Source organism: Streptomyces sp. NPDC058525, from assembly GCF_042719495.1.
Classification (GTDB): Bacteria; Actinomycetota; Actinomycetes; order Streptomycetales; family Streptomycetaceae; genus Streptomyces.
The window spans coordinates 103,689-118,870 of the sequence record NZ_JBHXNP010000001.1 but is presented as its reverse complement, the minus strand read 5'-3'; the positions used below and the strand labels follow the sequence as shown (position 1 = coordinate 118,870).

Annotated in this window: 15 protein-coding genes; 4 read left to right on the top strand and 11 right to left on the bottom strand. The window is 72.8% G+C overall.

Features of this window, described 5'->3' with window-relative positions:
* Positions 1–94 precede the first annotated feature (94 nt).
* Positions 95–1,387 carry a M18 family aminopeptidase gene (locus ACFWP3_RS00565; RefSeq protein ID WP_384215208.1) on the top strand — a complete coding sequence of 431 codons (1,293 nt, stop codon included), beginning with the start codon at positions 95–97 and terminating at the stop codon, positions 1,385–1,387.
* A 22-nt stretch (positions 1,388–1,409) separates the two neighbouring features.
* On the opposite strand, the gene ACFWP3_RS00560 is transcribed toward ACFWP3_RS00565, so the two are convergent.
* From ACFWP3_RS00560 to ACFWP3_RS00545, 4 genes are all read right to left on the bottom strand, one after another.
* Entirely contained in the window at positions 1,410–3,233 is a 1,824-nt protein-coding gene (locus tag ACFWP3_RS00560) for an NHL domain-containing thioredoxin family protein (RefSeq protein ID WP_384215207.1), read from the bottom strand.
* Between the two features lie 47 nt (positions 3,234–3,280).
* Positions 3,281–3,802 carry a DUF4240 domain-containing protein gene (locus tag ACFWP3_RS00555; RefSeq protein ID WP_384215206.1) on the bottom strand — a complete coding sequence of 174 codons (522 nt, stop codon included), beginning with the start codon at positions 3,800–3,802 and terminating at the stop codon, positions 3,281–3,283.
* 28 nt (positions 3,803–3,830) lie between these two features.
* Positions 3,831–4,631, bottom strand: a complete 801-nt coding sequence (locus ACFWP3_RS00550) for a hypothetical protein (RefSeq protein WP_384215205.1) — start codon at positions 4,629–4,631, stop codon at positions 3,831–3,833.
* Positions 4,632–4,800: 169 nt separating this feature from the next.
* Positions 4,801–5,598: a carbon-nitrogen family hydrolase gene (locus ACFWP3_RS00545; RefSeq protein ID WP_384215204.1), complete on the bottom strand. Its 798-nt coding sequence runs from the start codon at positions 5,596–5,598 to the stop codon at positions 4,801–4,803.
* A 156-nt stretch (positions 5,599–5,754) separates the two neighbouring features.
* On the opposite strand from ACFWP3_RS00545, the gene ACFWP3_RS00540 reads away from it, so the two are divergent.
* Positions 5,755–6,579: a maleylpyruvate isomerase family mycothiol-dependent enzyme gene (locus tag ACFWP3_RS00540; protein ID WP_384215203.1), complete on the top strand. Its 825-nt coding sequence runs from the start codon at positions 5,755–5,757 to the stop codon at positions 6,577–6,579.
* 142 nt (positions 6,580–6,721) lie between these two features.
* Here ACFWP3_RS00540 and ACFWP3_RS00535 read toward each other — a convergent pair whose 3' ends face one another.
* From ACFWP3_RS00535 to ACFWP3_RS00525, 3 genes are all read right to left on the bottom strand, one after another.
* Positions 6,722–7,708 carry a helix-turn-helix domain-containing protein gene (locus tag ACFWP3_RS00535; protein ID WP_384215202.1) on the bottom strand — a complete coding sequence of 329 codons (987 nt, stop codon included), beginning with the start codon at positions 7,706–7,708 and terminating at the stop codon, positions 6,722–6,724.
* An 81-nt stretch (positions 7,709–7,789) separates the two neighbouring features.
* A complete protein-coding gene (locus ACFWP3_RS00530; protein ID WP_384215201.1) occupies positions 7,790–9,148 on the bottom strand; it encodes a nitrate/nitrite transporter in 1,359 nt (452 codons plus the stop codon).
* Complete coding sequence (locus ACFWP3_RS00525) at positions 9,145–9,795, bottom strand: GntR family transcriptional regulator (protein ID WP_384215200.1); 651 nt, start codon at positions 9,793–9,795, stop codon at positions 9,145–9,147. Before ACFWP3_RS00525 ends, ACFWP3_RS00530 begins: the two co-directional genes overlap by 4 nt.
* A gap of 130 nt (positions 9,796–9,925) precedes the next feature.
* On the opposite strand from ACFWP3_RS00525, the gene ACFWP3_RS00520 reads away from it, so the two are divergent.
* Positions 9,926–11,101: a DUF418 domain-containing protein gene (locus ACFWP3_RS00520; RefSeq protein ID WP_384215199.1), complete on the top strand. Its 1,176-nt coding sequence runs from the start codon at positions 9,926–9,928 to the stop codon at positions 11,099–11,101.
* Here the strand turns inward: ACFWP3_RS00520 and ACFWP3_RS00515 are convergent.
* The 4 genes from ACFWP3_RS00515 to ACFWP3_RS00500 form a co-directional block, all read right to left on the bottom strand.
* Entirely contained in the window at positions 11,094–11,417 is a 324-nt protein-coding gene (locus tag ACFWP3_RS00515) for a protease inhibitor I42 family protein (RefSeq protein WP_384215198.1), read from the bottom strand. The genes ACFWP3_RS00520 and ACFWP3_RS00515 overlap by 8 nt on opposite strands.
* A gap of 15 nt (positions 11,418–11,432) precedes the next feature.
* The gene (locus ACFWP3_RS00510; RefSeq protein ID WP_384215197.1) at positions 11,433–13,313 is read right to left on the bottom strand and encodes a C1 family peptidase; all 1,881 of its coding nucleotides are present in this window, start codon (positions 13,311–13,313) and stop codon (positions 11,433–11,435) included.
* Positions 13,314–13,493: 180 nt separating this feature from the next.
* Positions 13,494–13,667: a DUF397 domain-containing protein gene (locus tag ACFWP3_RS00505; protein ID WP_384215196.1), complete on the bottom strand. Its 174-nt coding sequence runs from the start codon at positions 13,665–13,667 to the stop codon at positions 13,494–13,496.
* A gap of 2 nt (positions 13,668–13,669) precedes the next feature.
* Positions 13,670–14,551: a helix-turn-helix domain-containing protein gene (locus ACFWP3_RS00500; RefSeq protein WP_384215195.1), complete on the bottom strand. Its 882-nt coding sequence runs from the start codon at positions 14,549–14,551 to the stop codon at positions 13,670–13,672.
* A gap of 214 nt (positions 14,552–14,765) precedes the next feature.
* On the opposite strand from ACFWP3_RS00500, the gene ACFWP3_RS00495 reads away from it, so the two are divergent.
* Positions 14,766–15,179 carry an ATP-binding protein gene (locus tag ACFWP3_RS00495; protein WP_384215194.1) on the top strand — a complete coding sequence of 138 codons (414 nt, stop codon included), beginning with the start codon at positions 14,766–14,768 and terminating at the stop codon, positions 15,177–15,179.
* Positions 15,180–15,182 lie beyond the last annotated feature (3 nt).

The following is a 15,182-nucleotide window of genomic DNA, read 5'->3' as shown; positions in this document are numbered from 1 at the left end:
GGGACCGCAGATCACCCACCCCGCGGTCCCGGGTCCCTCGGCTATCCGCCGCAGTCCGGCCATGGCGTACACGACCGTCGTTAAGGTGAACCACATGAGCTCTCCCGCCCGCTTCGACCGCGGCCACACCGACGATCTGATGACCTTTTTGACGGCCAGTCCGTCGCCGTACCACGCCGTGGCCAACGCGGCCGAGCGGCTGGAGAAGGCAGGCTTCAGCCAGTTGTCGGAAACGGACGCCTGGGACGCGGGCACCGGGGGCAAGTTCGTGCTCCGCGGCGGCGCGCTCATCGCCTGGTTCGTCCCGGAGGGCGCGAGCGCCCACACCCCCTTCCGGATCATCGGCGCGCACACCGACTCCCCCAACCTGCGGGTCAAGCCGCTGCCGGACACCGGCTCCCAGGGCTGGCGGCAGATCGCCGTCGAGATCTACGGCGGGACCCTGCTCAACACCTGGCTCGACCGCGACCTCGGCCTGGCCGGGCGGCTGACCCTGCGCGACGGCTCCGAGCGCCTGGTGAACGTGGACCGCGCACTGCTGCGCGTACCCCAACTCGCCGTGCACCTCGACCGGTCGGTGAACACCGACGGGCTCAAGCTCGACAAGCAGCGGCACATGCAGCCGATCTGGGGCCTGGGCGACGTCCAGGAGGGCGACCTGATCGCCTTCCTGGAGGAGGAAGAGGGCCTGGAACAGGGCTCGGTGGCCGGCTGGGACCTGATGGTCCACTCGATCGAACCGCCCGCCTACCTCGGCCGCGACCGCGAACTGCTGGCCGGACCGCGCATGGACAACCTGCTGTCGGTGCACGCGGGCGTCGCGGCGCTGGCGGCCGTCTCCACCGCCGGGAAGCTGGACTACATCCCTGTGCTGGCCGCCTTCGACCACGAGGAGAACGGCTCGCAGTCGGACACCGGCGCGGACGGACCGCTGCTGGGCAATGTGCTGGAACGTTCAGTCTTCGCCCGCGGCGGCTCGTACGAGGACCGCGCGCGGGCCTTCGCCGGCACCATCTGCCTGTCCTCCGACACCGGCCACGCCGTGCACCCCAACTACGGTGAGCGGCACGACCCGACGCACCACCCGCGGGCCAACGGCGGCCCCATCCTGAAGGTCAACGTCAACCAGCGGTACGCGACGGACGGCAGCGGGCGCGCGGTGTTCGCGAGCGCCTGCGAGCGGGCCGGGGTGCCGTGGCAGACCTTCGTCTCCAACAACTCCATGCCCTGCGGCACGACGATCGGCCCGATCACGGCGGCCCGCCACGGCATCCAGACCGTCGACATCGGCGTCGCGATCCTCTCGATGCACAGCGCCCGCGAGCTGTGCGGCGCCGACGACCCGTACCTGCTCGCCAACGCCTTGGTGGCCTTCCTGGAGGGCTGACCCCCCAGGAAGGCGGCGCGCGCTACCCCTCGTCGTCCATCCCGGCGAGGACGAGGGGCAGCCGGGCGACCCCGTCGGCGGTGACGCGGACGGGCACGCCCCAGTCCTGCTGGTGGACGTGGCAGGCCGGGTACTCGTTGTCAGGGGCGTCGTCGCAGGACGCCGCCATCGCGGAGACGTGCAGCACGCCCTCGGTGACCTCCGGGTTCAGCGCCAGCTCCCGGAACAGGTCGGTGTCGGCGCCCTCGCCCGCCGTGAGCAGCTCGGGCGGGGTCGAGGAGACCAGCAGCCGGGTCGACGGCCCGTAGCGGGTGTCGAGCTTCTGCCCGGCGGGAGCCTGGAACACCACGTCGAGGCGGAGCGTGCCGGGCGCCACGTCGGTGGCGGCGCGCTGCGTGCGGTGGGCCACCGCGTCCACCCGTACCGCGTCCTCCGGGAGCCGCAGCCGGGTCAGCCGGTGCCGGGCGGACTCGACGACCACGATGTCCTCGCCGGCCAGCACGGCGGCGCTGGGCTCGCGCAAGTCGGTGGCGAGCGTGGAGACCTCGCCGGAGGCGGGGTCGTAGCGGCGCAGCGCGTGGTTGTACGTGTCGCACACGGCGACCGAGCCGTCGGGCAGGGCGGTGACCCCGAGCGGGTGCTGGAGCAGCGCCTGGCCGGCGGCCCCGTCCCGGTGCCCGAAGTCGAACAGGCCGGTCCCGACGGCGGTCGTGACGACGTACCCGTCGGGGGTGTCCTGCACGTACCTGAGCGCGCTCGTCTCGGAGTCGGCGACCCACAGCCGGTCCCCGGCGGCCGCGAGCCCGGAGGGCTGGGCGAACCAGGCCTCGGCGGCCGGCCCGTCGTGCAGCCCTTCGTTGGTGGTCCCGGCGGCGACCTCGACGGTCCCCTCGGCCGGGTCCCAGGTCCACAGCTGGTGCACGCCCGCCATGGCGATCCAGACCTTGTCCTGCCACCAGGCCACGTCCCACGGCGAGGACAGGTCCACCTCGAGCGCGGGCCCGGAGGCGGCCGAGCCCTGCCACCACTGCCGGCCGGTGCCGGCCACGGTCTCCACGGCCCCGCTCCGCGGGTCGAGGACGCGCAGGGCGTGGTTGACGGTGTCGGCGACGACGACCCGCCCGTCGGGCAGCAGCGCCAGACCCTGCGGCTCGCTGAAGCTCCCGGCCGTGAACCCGCGCTCGCCGCTCCCGAAGCGCCGTACGACGCTCTCCGCGTCGGCGGCCAGCTCCACGAGCTGGTGCCGGGTCGAGTCGGACACCAGGAAGGTGCCGCCGGGCAGCACCAGCGCCTTCCCCGGGAACCGCAGGGCCCCGGCGACGGGCTCGGGAGCCACGTACGGCCCGTCCCCGCGCCGCAGCGTCCCCTTGGCCTCGTGCGCGGCCTCCAGCTCCTCGACGAGCCGCTCGATGGCGTGCGCGTGCCCCTCACCGGCGTGCTGCGCGACGACGTACCCCTCGGGGTCGATCACGACGAGCGTGGGCCAGGCCCGGACCGCGTACTGCTTCCAGGTCGCCAGCTCCGGATCGTCCAGCACGGGGTGGTGCACCTCGTACCGCTCGACGGCGTCGACGACGGCGGCGTGGTCGGCCTCGTGCACGAACTTCGGCGAGTGCACCCCGATGATCACGACGGTGTCGCGGTGCTTCTCCTCCAGCTCGCGCAGCTCGTCGAGGACGTGCAGGCAGTTGATGCAGCAGAAGGTCCAAAAATCCAAGATCACAATGCGCCCGCGCAGGTCGGCGAGGGTGTATTGCTTGCCACCGGTGTTCAGCCAGCCTCCCTTGCCGATCAGCTCGGGGGCACGGACACGGGCACGTCGGGGTGCGGACGCGGCAGAGTTCATGGCTCAAGGGTGCCACCCCGCCCGGCGCCGCCCCGGCGGTGGTGGGGCTAGTCGAAGAGGGCGCTCAGGCGGGGGAGGCGGGAGGTGGTTTCGGCGGTGTCGTCGAAGTCGAAGTCCCAGGCCGGGTCCAGGGGCGGGTAGCTGATCGTGAAGGAGTCCGCCGGGAGCTCGCGGCCCGTGGCCGTCTCGTAGGCGGTCCAGGCGATGGACAGGGCCTCCTCGTCGGCCAGCTCCAGGCCCTCCCGCGCGGCCTCGCGGACCGCCGGGTGCGCGGCCAGCGAGTCGGGGTCGGCCAGGGCCGCCTCGAAGGCCTCCTGGCCCTGGGTGAGGAGCCAGCCGCGGAAGTAGTCGAAGCCGTCGTCCGAGCAGCCGCCGTTGATCACGTAGGCCGCGGCCCAGAGGGGGCTGCGGTAGGACTCCGCCAGCAGGTCCCACAGCACCTGCTGGGCCCCGGCTATCTCCGCCTCCGGGAGCCGTGCGAGCAACGCCGCCGCACGCTCCGCCACCAGGTCCTGCGCCGCCTCCGCGCGGGCCGTGCCGATCAGCTTCCAGAACGTCTGCTTGTCCATGGACAGAGCCTCGCACCCGGGTCTGACATCAGGTGAGGAAGGAGTGGAGAGATCCCGTGAGTGATGTGACGAACGCGTCCCGGACCGCGGGCGGGAGCAGGTCGAGGGACAGGTACGGGTTCAGGTCCTCCAGTTCGACGAGGAGGAGTTCGCCGGACGGCGCCCGGCAGGCGTCCACGCGCTGGATGCCGTGGTCGAGGGTGTTCCACTCGACGAAGGCGCGGGCGAACGCCAGGTCCGCGCCGGTGGGTTCGTAGGGCCGCAGCTCCCAGCGGCGGTCCGGGTCCGGGGCGTACAGGGCGTACTGGAAGGCGTCGTCGACGAAGTAGAAGGACACCTCGTACGCGAAGTCGATGCGCGGCTGGATGAGGATCTCGCCCGCCGGGCCGGACGGTTCCGCGGTGAAGGTCAGGCCTATGGAGTCGGCGCCCTGCTTGGGCTTGACCGCGTACGAGGGGACCTGCGGCAGCTCGGCCAGCCGCGCCGGGTCGTCGATCGTCGGGATGACCGGGTACCCGGCGGCCGTGAGGTCGAGCAGGTACTGCTTGCCCGCCATGTCGCCGCGGCCCGAGAGCGGGTTGTACACCCGGGTGCCGGAGGCGAGCGCGGCGGCGCGGAAGGAGTCGTAGGCCTCCTGGTAGTGCAGCACCGGCCCGCTGTTGCGGACGACGACGGCGTCGAAGCCGGGCATCAGGCGTTCCGCGTCGAGCGGATGGCACAGGGCCAGCGGGAACTGCTCGCGCAGCCGGGCGGTGAGGAAGGTGTCCTCGTCGCCGTAGCGGCGGCCACGCGCCGGGTAGGCCAGGTCGGTGACGTAGAGGAGGGGCATGGGGGCAACCTATCGCGCGCACGGATCAGCCCATGAAAGGACGCCGACGCGGCGCTGCAGGTCGCGGTGGCGGTGTGCGTGATCCGGATGGCCGAGAAGGAGCGCGAGGACGGGTAGGGCGGTGGCGGCCTCCCGGGCGGGACGGTCGTCGGCGGTTCGCGGTCCGCGGTCAGCTGCCGGCCGGTGGGCGCAGCCCCAGCACGCGGTCCTTGAGGGCCGGGAACTGGGCGCGGGTGTCGGGGACCTTGGCCGGGTCGAGGTCGACGGTGAGGACGTCCTCGCCGGGGCCCGCCTCGGCCAGGACCTCGCCCCAGGGGTCCACCACCAGGCTGTGTCCCGCTTGTTCGACGCCCGCGTGGGTGCCGGCCAGCCCGCACGCGAGGACGTACGACTGGTCCTCGACCGCGCGCGCCCGGCTCAGCAGCGTCCAGTGTGAGCGGCGCCGTGCGGGCCAGCCGGCCGCGACGACCATCGTGGTGGCCCCGGCGTCGACCAGGCCGCGGAACAGTTCGGGGAAGCGCAGGTCGTAGCAGGTGGCGATGCCGAGGGTCTGTTCCGGGAGCTCCACCGTGGTCAGGGAGTCGCCGGGCGCCATCAGCACGGCTTCGCCCTGGTCGAAGCCGAACCGGTGGATCTTCCGGTAGGTGGCGGCCAGCTCGCCCTGCGGGGAGAGGACGAGGGTGGTGTTGTACAGCGAGCCGTCGCCGGCCCGCTCCACGACCGAGCCGGCGTGCAGCCAGACCCCGGCATCGCGGGCGGCCCCGGCCATGGCCGCGTAGGTGGGGCCGTCCAGCGGTTCCGCCTCGGTCTCGAACCGCTCGTAGGCGAAGGCGCCGACCGTCCACAGTTCGGGAAGGACGACGAGGTCGGCGTCGGCCTGTTCCCGTACGAGTTCGGCCACACGGGCGCGCCGGGAATCCACCGACTCGCCCTCGTTCACTGCGATTTGAATCAGCGAGGCGCGCACATTACCACCGTCCTGGCCTTCCGGCCGTCAACTCGGGCCCACGATCGTCACACGAAAGCACTGCCGGGGTGCTCACCGGCAGCGTAGTTTTGGAAACCGAGTCTGACGTCCAGAGCTTCCAGAACGCGCCACTGAACAGCACCGCGAGGGGTCCCGTTGACCGTCCATCCCAGCCTTCAGCCCTATGCCGACGCGTGGACGCACTCCATCGAGGCGATATCCGAGCTGGTCCTTCCGTTGGCGGAGGGCGAGTGGAACCGGGCGACGCCGTGCCCGGGATGGTCGGTCCGTGACGTCGTGTCACACATCATCGGCATCGAATGCGAGCAGCTCGGAGACCCCCGGCCCATCCACACCGTGGCCCGCGACCTGCGGCACGTGGTGGACGAGTTCAGCCGGTACATGGAGGTGCAGGTCGACGTGCGGCGCCACCACACCGCGCCGGAGATGACCTCGGAGCTCGAATACACCGTCATCCGGCGCTCGCGGCAGCTGCGCAACGAGAAGCGGGATCCGGACACGATGGTGCGGGGGCCGCTGGGCGACCAGGTGACGCTGGAGCAGGCGCTGCGGCTGCGGGCGTTCGACGTGTGGGTCCACGAGCAGGACCTGCGGGCGGCGCTGGGCGTGCCGGGGAACTGGGACTCGCCGGGCGCGTACGTGGCACGGGACCTGCTGCTCGCCGGGCTGCCGAAGGTGGTCGCGAAGCAGGCGGGGGCGCCGGCGAACTCCGCGGTGGTCATCGACGTGCACGGTGCGCTGGAGTTCATGCGGACGGTGCGGGTGGACGCGGACGGGCGGGGGACCGTGGACAAGGCCCCGTCGCTGGGTCCGGCCGTGACGCTCACGCTGGACTGGGAGACGTACGTACGCCTCGCCGCGGGCCGGGTCCGGGCGCACGCCGTCGCCGACCGGGTGAAGGTGGAGGGCGACGCGAAGCTGGCCGAGGCCATCCTGGCCGGGTTCGCGGTGACCCCGTAGCCCCGTAGCCCCGTCTGCGCGCAAGATCAAGGGATTCTGCGCGCACGGCACACGGCCCGCCGCCGCCCGTCCATAGTGTCGACCTCGCCCAGCGCGTCCGGGCGGGGAGGGACGGGGGTTCGCCCCGCCCGGGGCGCAGGATTCAGCGAGCCGCGCCGTCGGCCCCGCGCGCGGCCGACTGCCGGAACTCGGTGGGGCTGAGCCCGTACGCCGCGCGGAAGGCGCGGCTGAAGGCCGGGGCGCTGGTGAAGCACCACCGGGCCGCGATCTCGTGGACGGGCCGGGCGGCCGGCCCCGGGCGGGCCAGGTCGGCGCGGGCGCGCTCCAGGCGGCGGCGCCGGACGGCGGCCGAGATGCTCTCGCCCCGCTCGCGCAGCAGCGCGTGCAGGCTCCGTACGGAGATGCCGTGCGCGGCGGCGATCAGTGCCGGGGTGAGTTCCGGATCGCCGAGGTGGTGCTCGACGAACGCGTCGATCCGCTCGCGCAGGGCCCGTGCGCGGGCCTCGGCGGGGAGCTCCCCGTACGCGTCGAGCCGCTGGGCGAGGCAGGCCGCGGCCAGATCTGCGGCCACGGACCCCAGCCGGCGCAGCTCCTGCGGCTCGCACTGGGAGCCGTGCTCGCCGAGCGAGGAGACGAACCGGGCCAGGACGGCCGCCATGCCGCTGTCCGCGGCGATGCGCCGGCCGAGCAGCCGGTCGACCCTGCCGGACCGCAGGGGCAGGGCGTCCTTCGGCAGGTGCAGGATGATCGACCGGTTCTGGCCGTCCCCGGGGTGGGCGACGGTCTGCTGGGGGCGGGAGGTGTCCCAGAGGATCATGTCGCCGACGTCGATCTCCTCGTCGCCGCCCTGGTGGGACATCCACCACCGGCCGCCGGTGATCAGCGCCAGCTGGTACTGCTCCGGGTCCCCGCGGCGGATCAGGGCGGGGGTGCGGCGCGAGCTCAGCGGCGAATGGGCGAAGGCGGACACCTGGACCGCGCCGAGGTCCAGCATCGCCGCCTCGGCCCGGAAGTCGGTGGACCGCTCGATCCTGAGGGCCGTCGGGATCAGGGCGGAGGCGACGAGGTCGTGGAACCACTCGAACCGGTCAGCCGCCGGCACGGCGTCGGCGGACACACTGGTCCACATTCCGGCAGAACCCCCTCTGGCAGTGCACATGCCCGGTACGCGGTACGCGCTGCGCGGTGCCCGCGGGCGCGGGCGGCGGACCTACGGTGACCTGCGCCCCGACGGCTCCGGAAGGGGACACGCCCGAGCGGGCTGATCCGGTTGCAGGGGCTGCGGGGGCTGCGCGGGCTGCGGCGCCGCGATCACGGCGCGGGCGCTCGCGGCTTCGCGCGACAGGGCCCGGCCGCGCAGCCGCAGGATCTGGCTGAGGCCGAGCGCCTCCACGGCGAACACCGTGGAGAACGCGATGCGGTAGTTGTCGCCGGTGGCGTCCAGCAGGATGCCCACGGCCAGCAGAGTGGTCATCGAGGCGATGAAACCGCCCATGTTGGTGATTCCGGAGGCGGTGCCCTGACGGTCCGCCGGGTTCGCCGGGCGGGCGAAGTCGAAGCCGATCATCGACGCCGGTCCGCAGGAGCCCAGCACCAGGCACAGGGTGATCAGCAGCCACATCGGGGCCCGGTCGCCCGGGTAGACCAGGACCGCGGCCCAGAGCAGCGCGGTCAGGCCCACCGTGCCCAGCGCGAGCGGTATCCGCGCGGACTGCCGGCGGCCGACGACCTGGCCGTAGACCAGGCCGAGCGCCATGTTGGAGGCGACCACCAGCGTGAGCAGGCCGCCCGCGGTGGTCCGGGACAGCCCCTGCGCCTCGACCAGGAAGGGCATGCCCCACAGCAGCAGGAACACCATCGCCGGGAACTGGGTGGTGAAGTGCACCCACAGGCCGAGCCTGGTGCCCGGTTCGCTCCACGAGTCGCGGATCTGGCGGCGTACGAAGCCCCCGCCCGCGCCCCGGGCGGCCGGCGGCGCCGCGTGCCCCTCGGGGTGGTCGCGCAGGAACAGCACCAGCGGGACCAGGACGACCAGCCCCGCCACCGCGCTCCCGGCGAAGGCCGGCACCCAGCCGACCCCGTGCAGGACGGGCGCGAGGACCAGCGTGGAGACGAGGTTGCCGGCCATGCCGACCAGCCCGGCCAGCTGCGCCATCAGCGGCCCTCGCCGGGCCGGGAACCACCGGGTGCCGAGCCGCAGCACGGAGATGAAGGTCATGGCGTCGCCGCAGCCCAGCAGGGCCCGGGCCGCCAGCGCCATCTCGTACGAGGGGGACAGCGCGAAGCCGAGCTGTCCGGCGGTGAACAGGACGGCTCCGAGCGTCAGCACCCGCTTGGTGCCGAGCCGGTCCACCATCAGCCCCACCGGTATCTGCATCCCCGCGTACACCAGCAGCTGGAGCAGCGAGAAGGTCGCCAGCGCCGAGGCGTTGACGTGGAAGCGGTCGGCGGCATCGAGTCCGGCGACGCCCAGGCTGGTACGGAAGATCACCGCCACGAAGTAGACGGCGACGCCTATGGACCAGACGGCGACGGCCTTCCGCCCGCCGGGAGGATCGAGCGCGCTCACCGGGCGTCCCCGCGCATCAGGGTTCCGACCCGGCCCAGGTGCGCCCGTACGCAGGCCGCCGCACGCTCGGCGTCGCCGGCCCGCAGCGCCTCCAGGACCTCGCGGTGCTCGACGAGGTTCTGCGCGACCCGGTCCGGGTGCGCGTGCATCACCGCGACGCCCATCCGCAGCTGCCGGTCGCGCAGCTGGTCGTAGAGGCGGGAGAGGATCTGGTTGCCCGCGTGCCGGACGATCTCGGCGTGGAAGCAGCGGTCCTCGGCCGCGAAGGCCGCCAGGTCCCCGCTGTCCGCGTGCCGCTGCTGCGCGCGCAGCAGCTCCTCCAGCCGCTCGAGGAGCGCGGCCGGGGCGGGGACGGCCCGCCGTACGGTGAACTCCTCGACCAGCAGCCTGGTTTCGACCACGTCCGCGATCTCCTGCGCCGACACGGGCAGGACCAGCGCGCCCTTCTTGGGGTAGAGCCGGATCAGCCCCTCGGTCTCCAGGCGCAGCAGTGCCTCGCGCACCGGTGTGCGGGAGACGCCGACGGCCTCGGCGACCTCGCCCTCGGTGAGGAGCGTGCCGCCCTCGTACCGGCGGTCGAGGACGCCTTGTTTGATGTGCCGGTAGACGCGGTCGGCGGCGGGCGCCGCGGGAGCGGGTGCTGACATGCGCACAGCATAGATACATGATGCGTACAGCCTTGTCGCGTCTCGGCATCCGAGACTGCATCGAAGGATGTAGCCCGGGTTCGTCCACCGGCACGACGCAACGGGCCCCGTACGCCGGGACGCTGGATCCATGGCCGACACCCTGACCACCGTCCCGGTGAGCCGTACCTCCGCCCGGCTCCCCCTCCTCGACGTCCTGCGCGGCGCCGCCATCCTCGGCACGCTCATGACCAACGTGTGGATCTTCGCCTCGCCCGGCTCCGAGTGGGCCGTGCTCCAGGGCGGGCTGACCACCCCGGATCCCGTCGCCGACCCCACGGTCGCGAACATCGCCGAGAGCGTCTTCCGCTTCCTGGCGGACGGCAAGTTCCTGGCCCTGCTGACGGTCCTGTTCGGGGTGGGCCTGGCCATCCAGTACGACTCCGCCGCCCGCCGCGGCGAGCCGTGGCCCGGCCGATACCCGCGGCGCGCCGCGTTCCTCTTCGTCGAGGGCACCGTGCACTTCGTGCTGGTCTTCGCCTGGGACGTGCTGATGGGGTACGCCGTCACCGCCCTCCTCGTCGCCTGGCTGCTCGCCCGCTCCGAGAAGGTCCGCCGGCGCGCGATGTGGACGGCCGCCGCCGTGCACCTGGCCCTGCTCGCCCTGCTGACGCTCGCCGCCCTGAGCACCGCGGGCGGCCCGTCGAAGGGGCCCGACCCGGCCGCCGTCGAGCTGTACGCGCGAGGCAGCTACGGCGAGCAGATCGCCTTCCGGCTGGAGAACCTGGCCGTCCTGCGCATCGAGCCCGTCTTCTCCTTCGCCCTGCTCGTGTTCCTCTTCCTGCTCGGCGTCCGGCTGCACCGCGCGGGCGCCTTCACCGACACCGGCGCGGGCCGCCGCATCCGGGCCCGGATGGCCGCCTGGGGCCTGGGCCTGGGGCTGCCCCTGAACGCCGCGACCGCCCTCGGCGGCGACGCCTTCTTCCTCCTGGGCCGCTACGGGGCCGCGCCGCTCCTCGCCGTCGGCTACATGGGCCTGATCGGCATCGCCCTGGACCGGCTGTGGATCCCGCGGCCCGTCACCACCGCCCTCGGCTCCATCGGCCGCACCGCCCTGACCTGCTACGTCGCCCAGAACCTGCTGTGCATGCTGCTCTGCTACGGCTTCGGGCTGGGGCTGGCCGCCGAATTCGCCGGGACCGGCCCCTGGTGGGTGATGGGGCTGTGGGCGGGCGTCGGGCTGACCCTCGCCGCCGGGTCGTGGCTGTGGCTGCGCCGCTTCGACCGGGGTCCGCTGGAGTCCGTACAGCGGTTCGTGCTCAGGTGACCCGCACCTCCAGCACGAACTCGTCGTACGGGGCCTCGTCCGGGTAGGGCGGCCGGATCTGCGCGAAGCGGATCCGGGCCCGGCCGCCGCCCGGGGGAAGGCCCCGTACGGCGTACGCGCGCTCCACCGCCGCCCCCGGGACCGGGCCTTCCCCCGGCCCCGCCGGACCGCCCGGAGGCGCCTGCGCCGCCGACACCGCCACCACGTCCGCGTCCCCGGTGACCTGCCAGGTCCACACATAGCCGCGCGCCCCGCGCCCGGTCAGCCGCAGCTCGTACGTCTCACCGGGGCTCAGCACGACGCTCCGTACCTCCACGCGCGTCAGGTCCTCTCAGCCGGGGCCGATCACCGCGCCCTCGTGCCAGCCGTCCCCGTCCCGCCAGTAGTGCTGGAGCAGACGGTCGGTGCGCAGGACGATCACTTCCAGGTTGAACCCGAAACTGCCCTGGAGCATCCCGGTGACGGCCCGGACGTCGTGCCCGAAGACCGCGCTGCGGCGCCATCCCGAGCCGCTCGCGTTGCCCCGCCACCAGTGCTCGACGCGCCCGTCGGCAACGGCCACGCACAGCTCGTAGTTCCCGGCGGTGTCCTCGTCCACGGCCCCGTACTGGGCCTCGATCAGGCAGGGCGCGGAGGCCGCCCCGGCGCCGAAGACCTCGCCGGCCCGCCAGACGAAGCCGTTCGCGTCGTCCCGCCACCACAGCTGCATCGCGCCGTCGTCGCGGGCGGCGACGAGGTCGAGGCGGCGGGAGCGGGTCTGGACGAGGGCGGGGCCGTAGTGGGCGATGCCGGAGGCGAAGCGGCCGCCGTCGTTCCAGGTCCAGGGTGCGCCGTTGATCCGCCACCAGTGGTTCAGGCGGCCGTCCGCGGTCCGCACGACCACCTCGAAGTTGCCCGGCCTGCCGTAGTCGCTCTGGATGAAGGCCGGGGTCGAGCCGACGGACGCGTCGCCCGGGCCGAACGCGCCGCCGTCGCGCCAGACGCCGGCGGACTGCTCGTAGTACCAGTGGCGCAGCCGGCCGCCGGTGGTCACGTGCAGGGACTCCATGTTCCGGTTGTAGGTGGTGCCGGTGAACGCGGGCGGGCCGGAGGCGTCGTTCGCGAAGGTGCCGGCGCGGGTCCACGCGAAGGGGGCGTCGCCCTCGCGCCACCAGTGCTGGAGGCGGCCGCCGCCGGCCCGCGCGAGCAGCTCGAAGTTGCGGTGGGCACGGCCGTTGCCGCTCTCGTAGACGCTGCCGGTGTGCAGGCGGCGCTTGCTCCACGGGTCGATGTTGGTGCCGCGCAGGCCGCACTTGGCCCAGTAGTCGATGTTGACCTCGCCGTAGGCGATCCGGCCGTAGCCGCCGACGTGGTAGCCGGTGCCCCAGGAGTTCTTGAACAGCCAGCAGCCGGCCGCGTCGTCGTACCCGACGACCAGCACGCAGTGGCCGCCCGCGAGCCGGTCGCTCGTGCGGTGGTACACCCCGGCGCCGAGGGCGAAGAAGTCGTCGTACACGTCGAAGCAGGCGGTCAGCGGGCCGACGGTGTCCAGCCAGACCTTCTGCTGCTCGACATCGCCGAGGCGGACGTAGTCGGTGATGCGGACGGTCCGGCCCGAACGGTCCCAGCTGGGCGTGTACTCGGCGCGCCAGGCCTCCCGCCGGGCGGCGGGCAGCCCCGCGGGCGGGATGCTGTACGGCCAGCAGGCCGGGTCGGCGAGCCCGCCGTTGGTCCTGATCCAGTCCAGGGCCGTCTCGGGGTTGCTGCCCTGCCCGCAGCTGAACCTGAGCCCGTCGTGGACGTCGCCCTCCGAGCGCTCCGCCCACACGCAGTGCTCGATGCGGGCCATGGACTCCACCAGGCCGGCCGCGCCGAAGGCCCAGCAGGAGCCGCACGGGTTCTGGTCCTTCACCTTGGTGATCCAGGTCCGGCCCCAGCGGCCGCGCCAGTCGACGGCGGCCGGCCGCGCGCCCGCCCGCGTGCCGGGCAGCAGCCCGTGGGCGGCCCGGCGCCGGCTGAGGTGCGGATTGCCGCTCTCGTGCCCGATGAGCGCCCGCAGGTCGACGCCGCGGACGGCCTCGGCGGGGGTCAGGTTCACCCCGGGCTCCAGACCGAGCGAGGGCCGCGGCACGGGCTCCTCGTCGGCCAGGTGCTCCAGGACCGACCACCGCGCCCCGCGCTCCGCGAGCCGTGCCCGCAACTCCCCCGCGGTCTGGACAGATTCCTCCGGCATGGCGGCCCCCCAGCTGCACCCGTGCGGATCCCCGACGTGGGAGCGTCTCCCCGCGCCCGGGCCCCGTCAAGGGGGGCGGCAAGGTCGCGCGGTGGCACGAGGGGGCTCGCCGGGCGCTGCGCCGGCAGCTCTCACTGCCTGATCCGGGCGGCGTGGCGCCGGAGGCGGTGATCCCGGCCGTTACTGCGCCTCGGCGAAGGCCGCCCACGCGGTGTCGGTGACCTGGATGACCGGGCCGGCCGTCTGCTTGCTGTCCCGGACGGCCACCGTCCCCACCACGTTGGTGGCCACCTCGACGCACTCGTTCATATCCTGACCGCTGTGCGTGGACTTCACGAAGTCGAACTCCGGCATACTCACAACCCCTTGCTGATACTGGCGATCAAGTTCACGGAGTCACGCGGTGCGAGGCTCAGTCGGGCGAGCCGGTCGAACGTCCGGGTGTAGACAGCAGTTCCCTCCTTGGCCTCCACCCACACGGTAGACGAGATGCTCTCGTTGTAGCCGACGTCCACCGCGCCGGGCTCGGCAAAGGAGATGACGCTGAACGCGCCGGAGAGTCCAGGATGAGCGCCCGTCCGGAACGGCAGTACCTGCACATGGATATGAGGGAGTTCCGCTGCCTCGATCAGGTGGTCGAGCTGGCCGCGCATCACGGCGGGGCCCCCGATCTCCTGCCGGAGTGCCGCCTCCGAAATGACGGCGTGAAAACGCAGAGGCGTTTCTCCTGACAGCCTGACCTGGCGCTTCATGCGTACCGTCACGATGGGTTCGATCTCGTCCGGCTCTCGCCAAGTCTCGGACACGACGCACATTGCCCGGACGTAGTCGGCGGTCTGAAGCAAGCCGGGGATCAGCGCCATCTGCCACGTACGGACCTGGGTGGCTACATCCTCCATGGCGATGTACTCGGCGAGACTTCCCACGTCAGGATCGTGACGCCACCAGCCTCGCGCCTTGCGCCGCTCACGGTCCAGGCGCGCCAAGTGGAACAGCCCACCGATCACGCCCTCGTCGTCCACTCCGTAGAGGTGACACAGGGCGCGCACGTCCGGGTCGCGCATGGGGACGAGTCCCCGCTCCATCTTCGCCACTTTGGCCACAGACGCGGTGAGCGCTTCGGCGGCATGCGATTGGCGAAGCCCACACCCCTCCCGCAGGCGGAGCAACTCGCCGCCGAGCCTCCGCCCGAGGACGGTGGACACCGAGATTCCACGGTCCGGGTCCCTGTTCGGCATCCCGTTCTCCCTCCCTGGTGCGCCCCAGTGTGCTCGTACGGGCAACCTCCAATCAACTCAGCGGTAGAAATTTCTGGCCCGTTCGATTGCTGCCCGAGAAATCAACTCGCTACGGTGTGTACGTAACCGCTTACCCAACAAGGGGAGTTGGCGGAAGGCACCGACCTGCGCCCAGTGTCGGCAGAGCCACCGCCCTCACAGGAGGTGCACGGACATGGTCGAACCCATCCGGTACGACGTACGGAACTACCCGCCCCGGCAGGACTCGGTACCCGCCGCCCGGCGGCGGGCCGCATGGCTGGCCGTGGCGTGGGGGCAACCCCAATTGGCCGCCGACCTGGCGCTGCTGACCAGCGAGTTGACCACCAACGCGTTGCTGCACGGCTCCGTGTGGGACCGGTACCTCCGGGTCGAGGTGGGGCTCTCCGGAGCAGTGCTCCGCATCGCGGTCACTGATCCGAAGGGAGAGCGGCGGCCCGAACTGCGAACGGCGGGGGGCGACGAGCAGTACGGGCGGGGGTTGCAGATCGTGAGCACACTCTCGCAGCGGTGGGGCGCCTGCGACCGCGTCGTCGGCAAGACCGTCTGGGCCGAACTGGCGGTCCGGGAAACAGCACCCCACCCCTGAGGT